The organism is Pseudooceanicola profundus, from assembly GCF_054919315.1.
Genome location: NZ_CM142898.1, coordinates 2,216,592 through 2,233,952, shown reverse-complemented (window position 1 = coordinate 2,233,952; position 17,361 = coordinate 2,216,592). Strand labels below are relative to the sequence as shown.

The following is a 17,361-nucleotide window of genomic DNA, read 5'->3' as shown; positions in this document are numbered from 1 at the left end:
TATCGGGACCGCGTGCGTGTCACCTCAGGGTACCAGCGCCAGCTTGCCCACGGCGCCGCGCGCCAGCACCCGCTCCAGCACCTGCGCGGCCTCGGCCAGCGGATAGCGGCCCTCGACCAGCGGCGTCACCTTGCCTTCGGCCCACCAGCCCATGAGCTCTTCCATGTTGGCGCGGTAGGCGGCCGGATCGTTGCGCCGCCAGTTGCCCCAGAAGACGCCGACGACGGCATATTCCTTCACGAGCGCGAGGTTCACCGGGAACTGCGGGATCTCGCCGCTGGCGAAACCGATCACCAGCAGACGGCCTTCGCGCGCCATGAAGCGGGTGGCGGCCTTGAAGGGCTCGCCGCCCACGACGTCATAGACCACGTCCGCGCCGCGTCCGCCGGTCAGGCGCTTCACGTCGTCCTTGAGGTTGTCATAGCCGATGACGTGATCCGCCCCGGCCTCGGCCGCGATCCTGCGCTTCTCCTCGGAGGAGCAGACGCCGATGACCGTGGCACCCATGATCTTGCCGATCTGCACCGCCGCCACCCCCGTGGAGCCGGAGGCCCCGAAGACCACTAGAACCTCGCCCGGTTGCAGGTTCGCACGCTGTTTCAGCGCGTGATGCGAGGTGCCGAAGGCGACCAGCAGCGCCGTCGCCTCGGCCGCGTCGATGCCCTCGGGCAGGGTGAAGGCCTGCTCGGCCGGGCAGAGCACCTGCTCGGCATAGCCGCCCAGAGAGGTGACACCCGCCACGCGATCGCCGGGCTTCAGCTCCGTGACGCCCGCGCCCACGGCCTCGACCACGCCGGCCACTTCCATACCGGGGGTAAAGGGCGCCTCGGGCTTCATCTGGTAGAGCCCTTGCACCAGCAGACCGTCGGGGAAATTCACCCCGGCCGCTTCGGTGCGCACCAGCACCTCGCCCGCGCCGGGCACAGGCACCGCGACCTCTTCGTAGGCGAGCGTGTCCAGCGGGCCGAACCCGTGGCAGACGATGGCTTTCATGGTGGTCCTCCTCTCGTTCCTCCGGGCCCAAGATTAGGGCCAGCGGCAGCGGGATACCATTGGAAACAGGCGATTTCCGACGAAATTCAAACAGCGTTCCGCATCGCGGAACCGCATCATCACAAATTGCGGAATTTGGTTTCGCAAGCTGCGCGGGGGCGCTACCTTCCTGCTTGGAGGAATAGGGAGGAGGTGCCTCATGAAAGGCATGATGATGCAGCGTCCGCTGCTGATTTCGGAGATTCTCGAATACGGGGCCGAGGCCTATCCGACGGCCGAGGTCGTCTCGGTCCGGACCGAGGGCGACATCCACCGCGAGACCTTCCCCGAGTTGCGCGACCGGGCGGCCCAGTTGGCCCACGCCCTGCGCGCCGAGGGGATCGAACCCGGCGACCGGGTCGCGACGCTTGCATGGAACGGCTATCGCCACCTCGAACTCTACTACGGGATCTCGGGCATCGGGTCGGTCTGCCACACGATCAATCCCCGGCTCTCGGCCGAGCAGCTGATCTATATCGTGTCCCACGCGGAGGACCGTCTGCTGTTCCTCGACACGACCTTCGTGCCGGTGATCGCCGCCGTGCGGGACCAGCTGCCGCAGGACCTGCGCTTCGTCATCATGACGGACCGGGACCACATGCCCGATACGCCGTTCGAGGCGCTTTGCTACGAGGAGTTCATCGAAGGTCAGCCGACCCGGATCGACTGGCCCGAGTTCCCCGAGGATACCGCCGCCGGGCTCTGCTACACCTCGGGCACCACGGGCAATCCCAAGGGCGCGCTCTACACCCACCGCTCCACCGTGCTGCACGCGATGATGGTCGGCCTGATGCAGAGCCATTCCTTCCAGGAGGGCCGCAAGGTGCTGCCGGTGGTGCCGCTCTTCCACGTGAACGCCTGGGGCCTGCCCTATTCCGCCGTGCTCTGCGGGCTGTCACTGGTGATGCCGGGGCATGCGCTCGACGGGCCCAGCCTGTTCAAGCTGATGGATGACGAGGGCGTCTATTCCGCCTGGGGCGTGCCCACCGTCTGGCAGGGCCTTCTGGCCGAGATCAAGGCGCAGGGGCGGATGCCGCGGGAATTCGCGGATGTCGTCGTCGGAGGTTCTGCCGCGCCGCGCTCGATGATCGAGGCCTTCGAGAGCCGGGGCGCCACCGTGGGCCACGCCTGGGGCATGACCGAGATGAGCCCCGTGGGCAGCCACGGGGCCCTGCCCGCCTACCTTGCCGACGCGCCTTTCGAGGAGCAGATGGCCGCCAAGGCCAAGCAGGGGCGGCGCTGCTACGGCGTCGACTTCAAGATCGTGGACGAGGATGGCCAGCGGCAGCCCCACGACGGCAAGGCCGTGGGGGAGCTCTACGTGCGCGGCAATACCGTCGTCTCGGGCTACTTCCGCAACGAGGAGGCGACCGAGGCCGCGATGGACGGCGAGGGCTGGTTCGGTACCGGGGATGTCGCCTCGATCGACCCGAAGGGCTTCCTCGTGATCCAGGACCGGGCGAAGGACCTGATCAAGTCGGGGGGCGAGTGGATCAGCTCCATCGACCTGGAGAATGCCGCCATGTCCCATCCCGCCATCGCCAGCTGCGCGGCCATCGGCGTCGCCCATCCCAAGTGGGACGAACGCCCGATCCTCGTCGCCGTCCCGGCCGGAGAGGACCGCCCGACGCTGGAAGAGATGCACGACCACCTGTCGGAGCATTTCGCCAAGTGGCAGCTGCCCGACGATCTGGTCTGGGTCGAGGCCCTGCCGCTGACGGCGACCGGCAAGGTCAGCAAGCTGACCCTGCGCAAGCAACTGGCGGAGTACGAGCATCCCGACCTGCGGGTGCCGGCGGAGTAGGTCCCCCGGGGGCCGCCACGCGGTGGCCCCCGATTGTCGCCCCCCCAATACTTTTGCCTGTCTCCCCTCTGGCCGGTCTCCGCTTTTGCCTCTCTGCACCAGGGCCTGTCTCCGCGTTGGCCTCATCTGTGCTTCGGGCTCTCCTCAATCGGGCCGGTCGATGCGCCGGCCGGCCTGTCCTGCGGCCTGCCTGTGATGGCGCTGCCTGTGCTAGACTGGCCCCGACCCCAGCCGGGGCGGCAGCGGGAGCAGGTCACCATGACGACATTTGATTTCTGGTATTCCATCGGCAGCACCTACAGCTACCTGACCGTGATGCGCCTGCCCGCGGTGGCCGAGGCAGCGGGCCTGCGCGTCCGCTGGCGGCCGTTCAACGTGCGCCACGTGATGGTCCAGCAGAACAACATCCCCTTCAAGGACAAGCCGGTGAAGACCGCCTACATGTGGCGCGACATCGCGCGCCGGGCCGAGGGCTATGGCCTCTCTCCTGCCCTGCCCGCACCCTATCCCCTCCCGGAGCTGGTCTTTGCCAACCAGGTCGCCGTGCTGGGGGTCGAGGAGGGCTGGGTCGAGGCCTATACCCGCGCCACCTATCGCCGCTGGTTCGAGGCCGGACAGCGCCCCGGGGAGGCTCCGAACCTCTCCGAAAGCCTTGCCGAGATCGGGCAGGACCCCGACCGCGTGAGGACCGAGGCCGCAGGCGACCGGATCGTGGCAAGGCTCGCCGCCGAGACCGACACCGCCATGCGCCTCGGGATCTTCGGCTCACCCTTCTTCGCCGTGGGGGAGGAGGTCTTCTGGGGCGATGACCGGCTGGAGGATGCCATCGCCTGGGCAACGCGGGACTGAGACCCATCGTCTCATACGGGCCCGGATCACGGGGAATCGCTTTCGGGGTAGCATCAACCGCATGTATCGTGGTTCTCGCATATCTTGGGAGAGCCCGATGCCATCGCCCCTGCGCCGTCCTGTCCGCCATCCCGCTGCACGCCTCGCGCTTGCGCTTGCCCTGCTCTGCGCCGCCCCCGCCGCGCAGGCCCAGATGATGGGTCATGGACCCGGGGCCGGGATGCATGGCCACGGCGCCGATGGCACCGGCCATGACGAGGTGACGATGCCCGGCCTTCAGGGCCGTAACGCCACCCCGGAGGAGAGCGCGGAGCTCGCCGTGATGTTCCGCAACTTTCCCACCTTCACCCGCGAGGTGACGAACCTGCCCGATGGCATCCGCACCGTCACCCGCTCCTCCGACCCGGAGGTGATGGAGGTGCTGATCAGCCATGTCACAGGGATGATCGGCCGGGTCGAGGCGCAGGACGATCCGGAGATCTTCATCCAGAGCCCCACGCTCGACATCTTCTTCGGCCGCGCCGACCGGATCGAGACCGGGATCGACGTGACGGAGGAGGGCATCGTGGTGACCCAGACCTCGACCGATCCCGAACTGGTCGAGGCGCTTCATCTCCATGCCGCCGAGGTCTCGGACATGGCCGCGCGCGGGATGCAGGCGGTGCACGAGATGATGATGCGCCGGGCCGGGAACTGACCTGACACGGCCGCGAGCCCGCGGGAAGCCGCCCGATCAGGGCGGCCTGCCCGGCGCGCGCATCGTGCCCCCGCGGTGGTCGAGGGTCAGACCTCGAGGCGACCGTGGGCTGGACTTTGGTCTGGCCTTCGGGTGGGCCTTCGGGCCAGACCATCGGTGGAAAGTCGCCGTTTTTCCCGATCCGGCGTCAGAAACCTGTCACAGTGAGGGATTACATCGTCCTGTACCCCGGTCTTGCGCCGGTAACCCTCCCGGGGGACTTGCGATACCTGCCGCTTCGTCGCATCTGAGAGGGAGGGAGAGGACCCCCTGACCGCCCTCAAACGAAAGCCTCGCCTTGTCTACACCTACGATTGCCCCCGCTTCGGCGGCCGAGGCCTCGGCCGCTATCGTCATTTTCTCGCTCGCGCTCGGTGGCTTTGCCATCGGCACGACCGAATTCGCCTCCATGGCCCTGCTGCCCTATTTCGCCCCCGAACTCGGGGTGAGCGAGGCGCAGGCCGCCCAGGCGATCAGCGCCTATGCGCTCGGCGTCGTGATCGGCGCACCGCTGCTGGCCGTGCTCGGCGCCCGGCTGCCCCGCCGCCGGTTCCTCGTCTGGCTGATGCTGGCCTTCGCCGTCTTCAATACCGCCTCGGGCCTTGCGCACAATTTCGGCACGATGCTCGTCTTCCGCTTCCTCTCGGGCCTGCCGCACGGGGCCTACTTCGGGGTCGGCGCGCTGATGGCGGCCTCCGTCGTCTCGCCCAAGAAGCGCACGCAGGCGGTGGCGATGCTCATGGTCGGCCTGACCGTGGCCACGACACTGGGTGTGCCGCTGGCGAACTTCCTCGGCCAGACGATCGGCTGGCGCTGGGGCTTTGCCCTCGTGGGCGTCCTGTCCCTGATCACCGCGGCGGCGGTCCACATCTTCGCCCCGCGCGGCACCGGCACGGCGGGCGGCAACGCCCTGAGCCAGCTCTCGGCGCTGAAGAACCGGCAGGTGCTGCTGACGCTGGCCACGGCAGCGATCGGCTTCGGCGGGTTCTTCGCCGTCTACACCTACTTCACGCTGACCGCGATGGAGGTGACCCACGTGCCCGAGGCCGTGGTCCCGGGCCTGCTGATGATCTTCGGCCTCGGCATGACCGTGGGGACGATCCTGCTCGGCTGGGCCGCGGACCGAAACCAGACCCTGTCGATCTACGGTATCATGGGCGCCAACGTGCTGGCGCTGCTGTGCTACCCGATGGCGACCGGTGCGGGCTGGTCCATGGCGCTGGTGGGCTTCTGCATCGGCATGACCTCCTCCACCGGCACGGCGATCCAGGCCCGGCTGATGGACGTGGCGGGCGATGCGCAGGAACTGGCCGCGGCGCTCAACCACTCGGCCTTCAACACCGCCAATGCCATCGGCCCGGCAGTGGCCGCCGCGGCTCTGACGCTGGGCTGGGGCCTGCCGGCCACCGGCTATGCCGGCGCACTGCTGACGGCCATCGGGATCGTGCTCTTCACGATCACCGTGCTCGACGCCAAGCGCAACGGCACCGGCCCGACCTGACGCGACCCAACCTGACGCGGTTCCCGCCATCCCGGGCCCATCCGGCCGCGTACGTCACGGCCCCCTGAAAGACGCAAACGGCGCGGTCCCCGCAGGGGGCCGCGCCGTTTTCAATGTGGTCAGACCGCGCCTGACGCGCGACCGGTTGGTCTGGCCGCGCCTGCGGCGCTACCGGGGCGGCAGGGCGCGGATCGCCTCCGGTCCGCCCACGCGGGCGAGGATGCGCGCGCCGAGGTCGGCAGGCGGTTCGTTCTTCGGTCCATGCACGAGGTAGCGGTTCCAGAGCCAGCCGATCACCTGCCGACGAAGCCGCGGGTCGGGCCGCCAGTCGCGGGTCTCCGCCAGCGCCCGGTCCAGCGCCTCCGGGTCCGGCGCATGCTGCACCAGCCCCTCGATATTGTAGCAGGCCCGGCCCAGCGTGATCACCGGCTTGTCCAGCAGCAGCGCCTCGATCCCCACGGTGGAGTTCAGCGTGATCACCGCCCGCGCCTGCCCGATCATCTCGGAGGTGACATTGCCATTGGCAAAGATCACCCGCGGATGGTCGGGCCGCGTGCCCTTGACCGAGCGCTTGTAGCTCGGATGTTCCTTGATCACGAAGACCTCGTCCGGGTTCCGCTCCGCCGCCGCGAGGATCGCGTCGAGAAACTGCTGCATGTCGCGGATCCACGGCGAGTGCAGCGTGACCTGCATGTCCGAGGGCACCTGGAACGGCACGAAGACGAAACCGGGCTCCAGCGGCACCTCTTCCATCCCGGTCTTCTTGGCGGCGCGGTTGTTCACCGCCTGCGGCAGGCCTTCGGCGGCGAAATCCGCCTCCGTGTCGAGGTAGAAGCCCGGATCGCGCGGCATGGAATTGCCGCCGTTCAGTCCCACGGGGTCGAATTGCATGGTGCGCGGGAAGAAGCCGTTCTCGATGAAGACCCGCCGCATCCCCAGCCGGCCCGAGACGTCTTTCAGCACCGACTCCGGGTAGTTCGACCCGTTGTAGATGATCGCCAGATCGTCGCGGCCCGTCAGCTCGGCCTCCAGTGCGTCGCGCAGCAAGGCCGCCTCGAACCGCTTGATCGCGCCATAGACGCCCTTCACCACCGGGTTCCCGTAGAGCCACGGCAGGCGCATCGCCTTGCGGGTCAGGTTGCCTTCGACCAGCGGGGCGGCAGAGGGGCCGGTGGTCAGCGCGCGCAGCACCGCCCCCAGCACGCCAGACAGCCCGCGCCTGCGGCGCAGCTTCTGCAACGCGGCCGCGGTCCCGGTGGAGAGGGTCACCACCTCGGGCGCCAGCACCGCGTCGAAGGCCGCGATCAGCTTCGTATCCAGTTTCACGAAACGCTCGGTCATGCGGCCCCCTCGGTCAGCTCGGCCGGGGGATAGCCGATATCGAGCAGCGCGGAAACCGGCGAGGCACAGGTCAGGCGGATGCCCCGCCCCGAGGCCACATCGCGAGCAAGGGCGAAATGGGCGAAGATGCGGGCCTGCCCCTTCACGATGCCGGACCACGCCGCCTGCCCCTTCTCCTCGTAGAAGCGGGGCGCGTCGGCGTTCTTCAGGTCGATCCCCGCAAGGCAGATATCCTGCGCGCCCAGACCCATGGCGATCTGCAGCGCCGAGAAGGCCACGGTGCCGCATTTGACGACACCCCGGTCGGGCCGCAGGGAGAAGGCGGCGCCCTGCGTCGTCACCACCTCGGCGGAGCCTTCCAGCGCCCGGCGCGGCGCGTCGAAGGGCTTGCGCAGGTCATCGACCAGACCGATGGGCCGGTCGCGCAGAAGGCCCCGGTCGCGGCTGGCGATGGCACGGATCACGGAGGGTGAGAAGAAGCAGGGCAGGTCCTCGGGCAGGTCGCGGCGCAGCATCGACAGGTGGCGCCAGACGAAACGTTCGTCCTCCACCACCAGCGCGGCGGGCCGCGGCAGGCGCGGCAGCAGGCAGAGCGCGCCGTTCAGCATCAGCGCGGGCGCGTCGAAGGCCTCGATCCGCTGATCGGCCAGCGACGGGCCGGAGCCGAGGATCACGGCCCGGTCGAGCCCCGGCAGCACCTCGCCATGGGGCCGCAGGCGGTTGAGCCCATGGCCGCGCCAGAGGATCTCGCCCCCCGCATCCACGCGGGAGAGTCGCAACCCGGGCCAGGTTTCCTCGAAATGCGCGCCCCGCCCTCCGCGCAGAAGACGGAAGGCGGGGCGGAGGATCCGCCGTGACAGCGGACGGTCAGACATGGGCGATCAGGCCGGATTCTTGGCGAAGCGCAGGTAGGGCAGCTTCTTGTCCAGCGTGCCGAATTTCTCTTCGGCGGCGGCATCGTCCAGCGACAGGGCGACGATCACGTCTTCGCCGGTCTGCCAGTTGGCGGGCGTCGCCAGCGGCTGCTGGTAGGTGCGCTGCAGACCGTCGAGGGCGCGCAGCACCTCGGCGAAGTTGCGGCCCACGGACATCGGGTAGACCATCGACAGCTGCAGTTTCTTGTCCGGCGAGATGATGAAGACCGCGCGCACCGTAGCGCTGTCCGCGGGGGTGCGGCCATCGGGCAGGTAGGCGTCGGCGGGCAGCATGTCGAAGGCCTTGGAGACCTCCAGTCCCTTGTCCGCGATGATTGGGAAGCCGGCAGGCGCCTTGGCGAAGCTCTCGATGTCGCCCTTCCACTGCTTGTGCTCATCCACGCCGTCGACCGACAGGCCGATCACCTTGGTGCCGCGCTTGGCCCATTCGTCGGCCAGTTGCGACACGGCGCCGAACTCGGTCGTGCAGACCGGGGTGAAATCCTTCGGGTGGGAGAAGAGGATCGCCCAGCTGTCACCGATCCAGTCATGGAAGGTGATGGTGCCCTGATCGGTTTCGGCGGTGAAGTTCGGGACGGTGTCGTTGATACGCAGAGCCATGAATTCCTCCTGTGGTCTGGCGTGGCTGACTTCTACATAGACCCCGCCCGGGATCATTTACACCCCCCTGCGACACCCCTGCGCGCGGCATGGCCACACGGTGCCGCGAGCGTCCGGGGCGCGCCTGCCCGCTGGCCCCATACAAGCGGCATCCGTGGCCCGGGCTGCTCTCTTGCGCCAACGGGGGCGGAGTGACAGAGTGCCCGGCGACTCCAGCGGAACCGCCGCCCGTCTGGCGGAATGCCCCCATTGCATCCGCGGAGAATCCTTGAAGGAGACGACTATGATCGAGAAACGCCAGTTCTACATCAATGGTGCCTGGGTCGACCCTGCCGAGCCGCGCGATCTCGAGGTGATCAACCCCTCGACCGAGGAACCCTGCGCCATCATTTCGATCGGCTCGGAAGCCGATGCCAATGACGCCGTGGCCGCCGCCAAGGCCGCCTTCCCGGCCTGGGCCGCCACCCCGCCCGAAGAGCGCATCGCGCTGGTCGAGAAGTTCCTCGAGATCTACAAGGAGCGCCAGGAAGAGATGGCGCAGGCGATTTCCATCGAGATGGGCGCCCCGATCGACCTGGCCCGCAAGTCCCAGTGGGGCGCGGGCTATAGCCACACCAAGAACTTCCTGACCGCGGCCAAGAACTTCAAGTTCATCCGTCCGCTGGGCGACCATGCCCCCAACGACCGCATCGCCTACGAGCCGATCGGCGTCTGCGCCCTGATCACGCCGTGGAACTGGCCGATGAACCAGATCACGCTGAAGGTGATCGCGGCGGCCATCGCGGGCTGCACCATGGTGCTGAAACCCTCCGAGGAAAGCCCCCTCGACGCACTGCTCTTCGCCGAGATGATGGATGCGGCAGGCTTCCCCAAGGGTGTCTTCAACCTCGTGAACGGCGACGGCGTGGGCGTGGGTTCGGTGCTCTCCAGCCACCCCGACGTCGACATGGTGTCCTTCACCGGCTCGACCCGCGCGGGCATCGCGATCTCCAAGGCCGCAGCCGACACGCTCAAGCGCGTGCACCTCGAACTCGGCGGCAAGGGCGCCAACGTGATCTTCGCCGACGCGGATGATGCGGCGGTCAAGCGCGGCGTGCTGCACATGATGAACAACTCGGGCCAGTCCTGTAACGCGCCGTCGCGGATGCTGGTGCAGAAGGGCGTCTACGACAAGGCCGTGGAAACCGCCGCGGAAGTGGCCGGCGCGATCAAGGTCGCGCCCGCCTCGGAAGAGGGCAACCACATCGGCCCGGTCGTGAACGCGACGCAGTACGAGAAGATCCAGGGCCTTATCCAGAAGGGCATCGACGAAGGCGCACGGCTTGTCGCCGGCGGCCCGGGCCGTCCCGAGGGGCTGAACCGCGGCTTCTTCGTGCGGCCCACGGTCTTTGCCGACGTGAACAACCAGATGACCATCGCCCGCGAAGAGATCTTCGGCCCCGTGCTGACGATCATCCCCTTCGAGACCGAGGAAGAGGCCGTCGAGATCGCGAACGACACGATCTATGGCCTGACCAACTACGTGCAGTCGGAAGATGGCGCGCTGCGCAACCGCATGGCGCGGGCCCTGCGCTCCGGCATGGTCGAGATGAACGGCCAGTCGCGCGGCGCTGGGGCGCCCTTCGGCGGCATGAAGGCCTCGGGCAACGGCCGCGAGGCCGGCGTCTGGGGGCTTGAGGACTTCATGGAAGTGAAGGCGATCTCCGGCTGGGCCGCCGAGTAAGCACGGCTTCGCTTCCCGGCTGATTTGCCGAAGCTGCGATCACTCAGCGCGGGCGTCCCATGGGCGCCCGCGCTTTTTTTGGCCTGATGGCCTGCCGCACGCAAAAAGTGTGATCCAAATCTTGCCAAAGACCGTTAGAAGGCTAACGCGGCAGTTCGAGAACCGCATTGGTAAGGGAAGACTTCATGAAACGTCGGTTTGCTGTGCACAGCGGGCACGTGGCCTGGGCAGTCGTCGTGATCGCCGGGCTGTCGCTCGCGGGTTGGCCCATCGGCTCCACGCTGCTCACCCGTGTCAACGCCGATTTCGCCGCAATGGTTCCCAGCACCGCCATCGGTTTCCTGCTTCTGGGGACGGCGCTTCTCCTGCGCCGCCGCGGTCTGCCCCTGACAGAAACCTGCGCCAAGATTCTTGGCGGGCTCGCCACCGTGAACCTGCTCGCCTATGCGTGGCTCGGCACCGCGGGGATCGACCCGTCGCTGCTGGCCCTCGCCCCCGGCGATGGCGTGTCCCTCTGCACCATTACCTGCTTCCTGCTGACCGCCGTGGCCCTGCTCCTGCGGCAGAGCCCGGATGCGGGTCTGCACGAGGTCGCGGACTATGTCGGGCTCGTCGGCCTCTCCACGGCGCTCGCCGTGCTCGGCGGCCATGTGCTGCACGCGGAATTCCTCTACGAGATTTCCTTCTTCGCCGGGATGTCCCTGCCCACCTCAATGCTGTTCTGCATGGCGTTTGCCGGGCTTCTCATGACGGACGAGGACCCGCACGCCTTCGACGACGAGATCAGCGGTCCAAACGAGGCCTGATCCCGCACGGCCACGTCAGATAGCCTGTCAGATAGCCAGTCAGAAGGCCGGGACGCCCCCGATCAGAACGGCGCCTTGGCCCGGAAGGTCACGCCCCGGCCCCCGTCGGGGTGGTTCAGGCGCAGCTCCTCCGAGTGCAGCATCAGCCGTTCATGATCCCGCGCGGCGCCCGTCGCATAGAAGGGATCGCCGAGGATCGGATGGCCCAACGCCAGCATGTGCACCCGCAGCTGGTGGCTGCGCCCGGTGAGCGGGGTCAGCCGCACGCGGCTCTCCTCCTCGCTCTGGCGCAACACGCGCCAGTCGGTCTGGGCCGGCTTGCCGTTCTCGTGATCCACCATCTGCAACGGCCGGTTCGGCCAGTCCACGATCAGCGGCAGGTCCACCCGGCCGGTCTTGGGCTCCAGCTTGCCGCAGACGCGCGCGACGTAGGTCTTCTTGGTCTGGCGCTTTTCGAACTGCAGCCCGAGGTGGCGCTGCGCATGGGGCGTCAGCCCGAAGATCATCACGCCCGAGGTGTCGCGGTCGAGCCGGTGCACCAGCAGCGCGGTCGGAAAGACCGCCTGCACCCGGCTCAGAAGGCAATCGGCCAGATGCTCGCCGCGCCCCGGCACGGACAGCAGCCCGGTCGGCTTGTCCACCACGAGGATCTCGTGATCCTCGTGCAGGATCGAGAGGGGACCCTCGGGCGGGTCATAGGGCGTCTGGATCGGCCCGGTGGCGGAAGGCTGGCTGCTGTCTGACATGGCGCGGGTGATACCGCGCGGGCCAGCGCCTGTCCATCGGCCCCTGTCCAGCATGCCCCTGTCCATCATGCCCGCGGCCCCGGCCCTGACGCGCGGCGTGACAGGCGACAGGCGCGCGTCGGCATCCGATGGTCAGGCCCGATGGCCGGCACTTCCGCAGGCCCGTCCTCCCGCGAATGCCCCGTCACCACTTGGTAAGGTTTTCGCCCTAGCCTCGCCCGGAGCCGCCCCTCGTGCAGGAGAGTGATGTGGACTTCGTCAGCGACATGATCGGCGACCGGATGGTCGTCACCGTGCAAAGCCCGCGGATCGACGCCGCCGCCGCGCTTCAGTTCAAGGACGGGATGCGGATCGCGACCGAGGGCGCGTCTGCCCGCGTCCTGCTAGACCTCTCGCAGGTGGATTTCATCGACAGTTCCGGCCTCGGGGCCATCGTCGGGGTCATGAAATACCTCGCTCCCGAACGACAGCTCGACCTTGCGGGGCTGCGCCCGAATGTCGAGCGCGTGTTCCGCCTGACCCGGATGGACACGGTCTTTGTCATCCATGCCACGCGAGAGGAGGCGCTGAGGGATCATGCGCACTGACATGTCGGACAGGTCCCCAAGCTCCGCCCCGCCGATGCCCCCGGACATCCGCCTGTCCTTTCCGGCCAGCCCCCTCGCCGTCCGCCGCGCCCTTGCCAGCGCGCTGGAGGGCTTGGCGCATCTCGACCTGACGGCGGATGAGCAGGGCGTCGTCGAGCTGGTCCTCGCCGAAGCTTTGAACAACGTCATCGAACACGCCTATGGCTCGCAGCACCGCGGATGGGTGGAACTGGCCTGCCGCCACCTGTCGGACGGCCTGCATGTGGAGATCCGCGACGAGGGACGCCCCCTGCCGGATGGCCTGCTGCCGATCGCCCCCGACCGGGTGAACCCCGCCGCGCTGGAGACCCTGCCGGAAGGCGGCTTCGGTTGGTTCCTGATCCGGGACCTCGCCCGCGACGCGGCCTATCACCGGACGGATGAGGCCAATCACCTGACCTTCCGCATCGCCGTCGGCCTGCCGCTGCGGATGCACTGACTGGCACGCAGCTCTCCGCCGCACCCTCTCGGACCGAATCGTCCTGACGTGGCGCGCACTCCGCGCCCCCGCCGCGTCCTGCAAACCCGGCGAACGATTCGCGCCCCGCACGATGGCAGGCCCCCTCAATCGAGGGGGTATACAGGTGCTCCGCTGCGTCGTCCTCACACCCGATACCGCCTCACACCCGCTCGGCCGGCAAGGAAAGGCGCCCCGTTAGTCACTGAATTTCCGACAGGCTAACGCTATACGTGTGCACCTCGCGATCTCCCGCATCGCGGAACACATAAATGCCCCATTCGGCCCCCAATACCGTCAGAAACCCACAGCATAAATGATCCTGTAGCTGCATATAGCTTCCCTCGGCGCGGTGTATTCAAAGCCCCCACCCAGTGCACGGCGCCGAGGCACTACTCCCCCTGGAGGGAGCATCAAGCGCCCCGTCCGCGTATTCCGCAGGCGGGGTGTTCTCGTACCAGCGCGTCTCCAGAACACCCCGGGCGAAGGACTTTCACGCCGCGCTCCGCCGTCTCAGGCCGGGGGCAGCAACTTTCCGGGGTTCAGGATATTCGCCGGGTCCAGCGCCGCCTTGATCGCCCGCATGGCCATGAGCGATGCCGCATCCTTGCGCCGCGCCATGGAGGAGAGCTTGAACGTCCCGATACCATGTTCTGCCGAGAAGGAGCCGCCGAGGTCGAGCACGATTTCCTCGACCGCCTCCGTCACGGCATCCAGCTCCTTCTTGTCCATCTCGCCCCCGATCACGCTGTAATGCACGTTGCCATCGCCCAGATGGGCCACGATCGAGGTGCGCGAGGTCGGGTCCAGCGCGCGGCGCGCCACGTCGGCGCGGGCTAGGAACTCCTCCACCCGGTCCAGCGGCACCGCCACGTCGAGCACGACCACCGGGCCATAGCTCGTCGCCATCTCGGCGGCGGCCTCGCGCATCGCCCAGAGGCCCCGGCGCTGGCTTTCGTTCGCCGCGATCACCGCGTCGCCCACGTGGCCCGCCTCCATCTCGGCGGCCAGCACCTCCTCCAGCAGGGCCCGCATCGGGATCTCGCCGTCGGGCCCCGGGGTCGCGTCGCGCTCCGCCACCGCGCCCAGTTCGATGAGGACGTTCACCGGCCAGCTGTCCTCGAAGGGCGCGCGCACCTCGGGGAAACGCTCCAGATAGGCCGTGACATAGTCGTCGGGCATGAATTCGAAGGCCTCCACCGCCCCGCCCGTCGCCTCGCGCAGGCGGTTCAGCATCGGCAGCGTATCGGCGATCTCGGCCATGCCCACCATGGCGGTCACATGGGCGCGGGGCTTCGGCACGAGCTTCACCACCGCTGCGGTGATCACCCCCAGCGTCCCCTCGGAGCCGATCAGCAGATGCCGCAGGTCGTAGCCGGAATTGTTCTTGTGCAACTCGTGCATCAGGTCCACCACCTCGCCCGTCGGCAGCACCGCCTCGATCCCCAGCACAAGGTCGCGGGTATTGCCATAGCGCAGCACGTTCGATCCGCCCGCGTTGGTGGCCAGCGCCCCGCCGATCCGGGCCGAACCACGGGCGCCGAAGAAGAGCGGAAAACTCAGCCCCAGGTCCTCGACCGCCCCGTGCAGGTCCTCGAGGATCACCCCGGCTTCGACCACGGCGATGCGGGCATCGGGCCGGATTGCGCGGATCGCGGTCATCCGCTCGACCGAGAGCAGGATCGCCCCCTCCCCCAGGCCGCCACCGGCCAGCCCGGTCCGCCCGGCGATCGGCACCACGGGCGTGCCGGTCTCGTTCGCGAGTTTCACCACGGCAGCGACCTCCTCGGTCGAGCCGGCCCGCACCACGGCCAGCGGCTCTGCCCGCTGCGCCCCGGTCCAGTCCTCTGCCCAAGGCTCTGCCGCTGCTCCGGTGAGCACATGGTTGGGGCCGACAATGGCTGCGAGGCGGTCGATCATCACGGGTCCTTCCTTGAAACGCGCCGTACTATTGGCCCCTCTACACCGCAGAGGCAAGTCACCCAGCGTTAAGGGCAAAAAGCGGAAAATTCTGTCTTGACCTCCCCCGGCCCATCGCCTACTCAGCGCCACGGTTTGGCGGAGTAGCTCAGTTGGTTAGAGCAGCGGAATCATAATCCGCGTGTCGGGGGTTCAAGTCCCTCCTCCGCTACCAAATCCCCCTTCAGATCAAAGTTCGACATGACGGCGCTCACGTGCCATCTGACCTCTGCGAGCACACCATCGTCCTCCGATCCAGATACGGTGATTTCCAAGGCGAGAGCGCCACTGGCCCATCAGGCGTCCAAGCACGCCCGGTGCGACGGAATCGGGACGGCGAAGACTGGGCGGCGCGTCGAGCAGGCTCAGGGCCGGGTGTCCTGTCCGCTGCTACTGCGCGATGACTGCATGCACCCGGTCCAGCCCCGCGGCAAAGGCATCGAGGACCGCCGGGTCCACCTTGTGCACCTTCAACGCGGTCTTCGGGTCCTTAGCCAGAGCAGGCGTGCGTTCGAGCAACCTCTGGTAATCCATGCGCGCGGCCGAGGCATTTGCGAGCATGGCATGGGCGACGGCTGACAGGAAGTAACTGAACCCGCTGTCATCGGCGACGGCGTAGCTCGCGGCTGATTGCATGTCCTCCCAGTCCTCGTTCATCATGTGGGCCATGGCGAGGAACTGGTAGTACCGCGGTGCCGGGGCGATCGAGCGTGCGATGGCGAATTCGAGGTGGGGCTTCGCTTCCGCAAGCTGACCCTGAAAGCCCAGCATGACCCCGAGGTTGCCGACAGTTTCCGGATCATTCGGGTTCATCTCGACGGCGCGGCGCGCATACTCGATCGATTGCTCGGCGTCTCCGGCGTAGTGCAGGATATGCGACATCGCCTTGAGCGCATCGGTGTCCCGCGGGCTCAGGGTCAGGGCGCGGGCGGCGGCCTCGCGTGCCTGCGCGAAGGCCTCTTCCTGGGTCAACGTCGTATCATAGCCGAAACGGGACCCGTCGTTGCGGAGGTAGGCGAGCATGGCCCAGCCGCGCGCAAATTCCGGCTCCCTGCGCACGGTCTCCTCCAGACAGGCCCGCGCGTCCCAGTAGTTCTCGGCGCGGATGGTGCGCCGGTACTCGGTTGCGAGCGAAATGCAGGCGTAGCTTTGCAGGCTCGGGTTCGCAGTCTCCGAGAGAAGGGTCTTGCGCGTTTCGCTCCTGACAATCCCGTACTGCTGGCCGATCACGGATGCGATCTGGGCCGAAATCTCCTCGCTGACCCCGGCGATACCATGCGCCCGGTCGCTTGCGGCAAAGAGTTCCGTCCAGAGCATCTCTCCGTCACCTGACCGTGAGAGATCGGCCCGGACGAACACCTGATCCTGGTCCCGCCAGACGCTGCCGTGGACAGCATAGGCGATCTGGCGCGGGAACGGCTTCGCAGGGACAGCGTCTGCCTCGGCGTCCGTATGCGCCATGTCGGTATAGGCCCGAATGTCGGGGAACTTCAGCAGGGCCCCGGTGATGTCCTGGGCGAGCAGGTCCGCGACCAGTGTCGTGACACTGTCGGCGTTCCGCGTGTCAAAGGCCCGCACCAGGATGCTCGAGCCGTCGAAGGGCGCATCGACATAGGAAGGCTCCTGCCTGCCGCCCATCAGGGCCCAGACCAGCGCGAGGCTGACCAGACCCGACAGGACCATGCCCGACAGCAGGAGCCCGACGGAAACGCGTCTGCCGCTGTGCTCGGGGGCGTGGCTTGCGCCGTCGACGGCACCCTCCGGCACGTCGCTGTCCCGGGACGGTTCCGGCGATGCGGGGACAGCGTCGTGGCTCTCGAGCGCATCGAACACCGGAACGTAGCGCCCTTTCGGAATGGAAATCCTGATCGCGTCCTCGCGACCTGCATCCGCGTAGTAGTTGTCGAGATCCCGACGGAGTTTGCGGGCCTCGAGGCGCACGACGGGATCGGTCTGCTGATCGAAATCGGCGCCGCGGCCAAAGACGGCCATGGCGATGGTCGTCGCCTTGATCTCTGCCGTGCGCCCCTCAAGGGCTTCTTCCACGACGTAGCGCAGCATCTCGCGGCGACGATCGCTGGCTTGAAGCTCCGGAAACGCCAGAATGCGTTCCAGTTGCCGACGCACCTCTGCGGGGCAGAAGGTCGGATGATCAAAGTCTTCCGGATTCAACATGTTGACTGGCAAACGTCACCTGGGGATCTGCCGCGACTGTAGCATGGAATTTCCAGCCGTTAACACTTTTG

At 67.7% G+C, this 17,361-nt stretch carries 15 protein-coding genes and 1 tRNA gene; 9 read left to right on the top strand and 7 right to left on the bottom strand.

The window, feature by feature from the left end:
* Nucleotides 1–24: 24 nt before the first annotated feature.
* Nucleotides 25–993, bottom strand: a complete 969-nt coding sequence (locus ACX9MO_RS10230) for an NADPH:quinone oxidoreductase family protein (protein ID WP_462211773.1) — start codon at nt 991–993, stop codon at nt 25–27.
* 199 nt (nt 994–1,192) lie between these two features.
* On the opposite strand from ACX9MO_RS10230, the gene ACX9MO_RS10225 reads away from it, so the two are divergent.
* The 4 genes from ACX9MO_RS10225 to ACX9MO_RS10210 all read left to right on the top strand — a co-directional run bounded on the left by ACX9MO_RS10225 (nt 1,193) and on the right by ACX9MO_RS10210 (nt 5,922).
* Entirely contained in the window at nt 1,193–2,836 is a 1,644-nt protein-coding gene (locus ACX9MO_RS10225; protein WP_462211772.1) for a long-chain fatty acid--CoA ligase, read from the top strand.
* 258 nt (nt 2,837–3,094) lie between these two features.
* Nucleotides 3,095–3,685, top strand: coding sequence for a DsbA family protein (locus tag ACX9MO_RS10220; protein ID WP_462211771.1), 591 nt, complete (start codon nt 3,095–3,097; stop codon nt 3,683–3,685).
* 97 nt (nt 3,686–3,782) lie between these two features.
* Nucleotides 3,783–4,382, top strand: a complete 600-nt coding sequence (locus tag ACX9MO_RS10215; protein ID WP_462211770.1) for a hypothetical protein — start codon at nt 3,783–3,785, stop codon at nt 4,380–4,382.
* A gap of 337 nt (nt 4,383–4,719) precedes the next feature.
* Nucleotides 4,720–5,922 (top strand): MFS transporter, encoded by a 1,203-nt coding sequence (locus ACX9MO_RS10210; RefSeq protein WP_462211769.1) that lies wholly within the window; start codon nt 4,720–4,722, stop codon nt 5,920–5,922.
* Between the two features lie 168 nt (nt 5,923–6,090).
* Here the strand turns inward: ACX9MO_RS10210 and ACX9MO_RS10205 are convergent, their stop codons facing one another.
* The 3 genes from ACX9MO_RS10205 to ACX9MO_RS10195 are packed head-to-tail and all read right to left on the bottom strand — an operon-like array spanning nt 6,091 to nt 8,798.
* Nucleotides 6,091–7,263 carry a capsular polysaccharide export protein, LipB/KpsS family gene (locus ACX9MO_RS10205; RefSeq protein ID WP_462211768.1) on the bottom strand — a complete coding sequence of 391 codons (1,173 nt, stop codon included), beginning with the start codon at nt 7,261–7,263 and terminating at the stop codon, nt 6,091–6,093.
* Nucleotides 7,260–8,138 (bottom strand): glycosyl transferase, encoded by an 879-nt coding sequence (locus tag ACX9MO_RS10200; protein WP_462211767.1) that lies wholly within the window; start codon nt 8,136–8,138, stop codon nt 7,260–7,262. Before ACX9MO_RS10200 ends, ACX9MO_RS10205 begins: the two co-directional genes overlap by 4 nt.
* 6 nt (nt 8,139–8,144) lie before the next feature.
* Entirely contained in the window at nt 8,145–8,798 is a 654-nt protein-coding gene (locus ACX9MO_RS10195) for a peroxiredoxin (protein WP_222495014.1), read from the bottom strand.
* A 283-nt stretch (nt 8,799–9,081) separates the two neighbouring features.
* On the opposite strand from ACX9MO_RS10195, the gene ACX9MO_RS10190 reads away from it, so the two are divergent.
* Nucleotides 9,082–10,521, top strand: a complete 1,440-nt coding sequence (locus tag ACX9MO_RS10190) for an aldehyde dehydrogenase family protein (protein WP_222495016.1) — start codon at nt 9,082–9,084, stop codon at nt 10,519–10,521.
* A gap of 185 nt (nt 10,522–10,706) precedes the next feature.
* A complete protein-coding gene (locus tag ACX9MO_RS10185; protein WP_462211766.1) occupies nt 10,707–11,327 on the top strand; it encodes a hypothetical protein in 621 nt (206 codons plus the stop codon).
* A 62-nt stretch (nt 11,328–11,389) separates the two neighbouring features.
* Here the strand turns inward: ACX9MO_RS10185 and ACX9MO_RS10180 are convergent, their stop codons facing one another.
* Complete coding sequence (locus tag ACX9MO_RS10180) at nt 11,390–12,073, bottom strand: RluA family pseudouridine synthase (RefSeq protein WP_462211765.1); 684 nt, start codon at nt 12,071–12,073, stop codon at nt 11,390–11,392.
* Nucleotides 12,074–12,321: 248 nt separating this feature from the next.
* Between ACX9MO_RS10180 and ACX9MO_RS10175 the strand changes: the two genes are divergently transcribed.
* On the top strand, nt 12,322–12,660 hold the full coding sequence (locus ACX9MO_RS10175; protein WP_462211764.1) for an STAS domain-containing protein: 339 nt from the start codon (nt 12,322–12,324) through the stop codon (nt 12,658–12,660).
* 1 nt (nt 12,661) lies between these two features.
* Nucleotides 12,662–13,138, top strand: a complete 477-nt coding sequence (locus ACX9MO_RS10170; RefSeq protein ID WP_462211763.1) for an ATP-binding protein — start codon at nt 12,662–12,664, stop codon at nt 13,136–13,138.
* Nucleotides 13,139–13,669: 531 nt separating this feature from the next.
* Here the strand turns inward: ACX9MO_RS10170 and ACX9MO_RS10165 are convergent.
* Complete coding sequence (locus ACX9MO_RS10165) at nt 13,670–15,076, bottom strand: FAD-binding oxidoreductase (RefSeq protein ID WP_462211762.1); 1,407 nt, start codon at nt 15,074–15,076, stop codon at nt 13,670–13,672.
* A 137-nt stretch (nt 15,077–15,213) separates the two neighbouring features.
* On the opposite strand from ACX9MO_RS10165, the gene ACX9MO_RS10160 reads away from it, so the two are divergent.
* Nucleotides 15,214–15,290, top strand: a tRNA-Met gene (locus ACX9MO_RS10160).
* Between the two features lie 215 nt (nt 15,291–15,505).
* Here ACX9MO_RS10160 and ACX9MO_RS10155 read toward each other — a convergent pair.
* Nucleotides 15,506–17,290 (bottom strand): hypothetical protein, encoded by a 1,785-nt coding sequence (locus ACX9MO_RS10155; RefSeq protein WP_462211761.1) that lies wholly within the window; start codon nt 17,288–17,290, stop codon nt 15,506–15,508.
* Nucleotides 17,291–17,361: the final 71 nt, after the last annotated feature.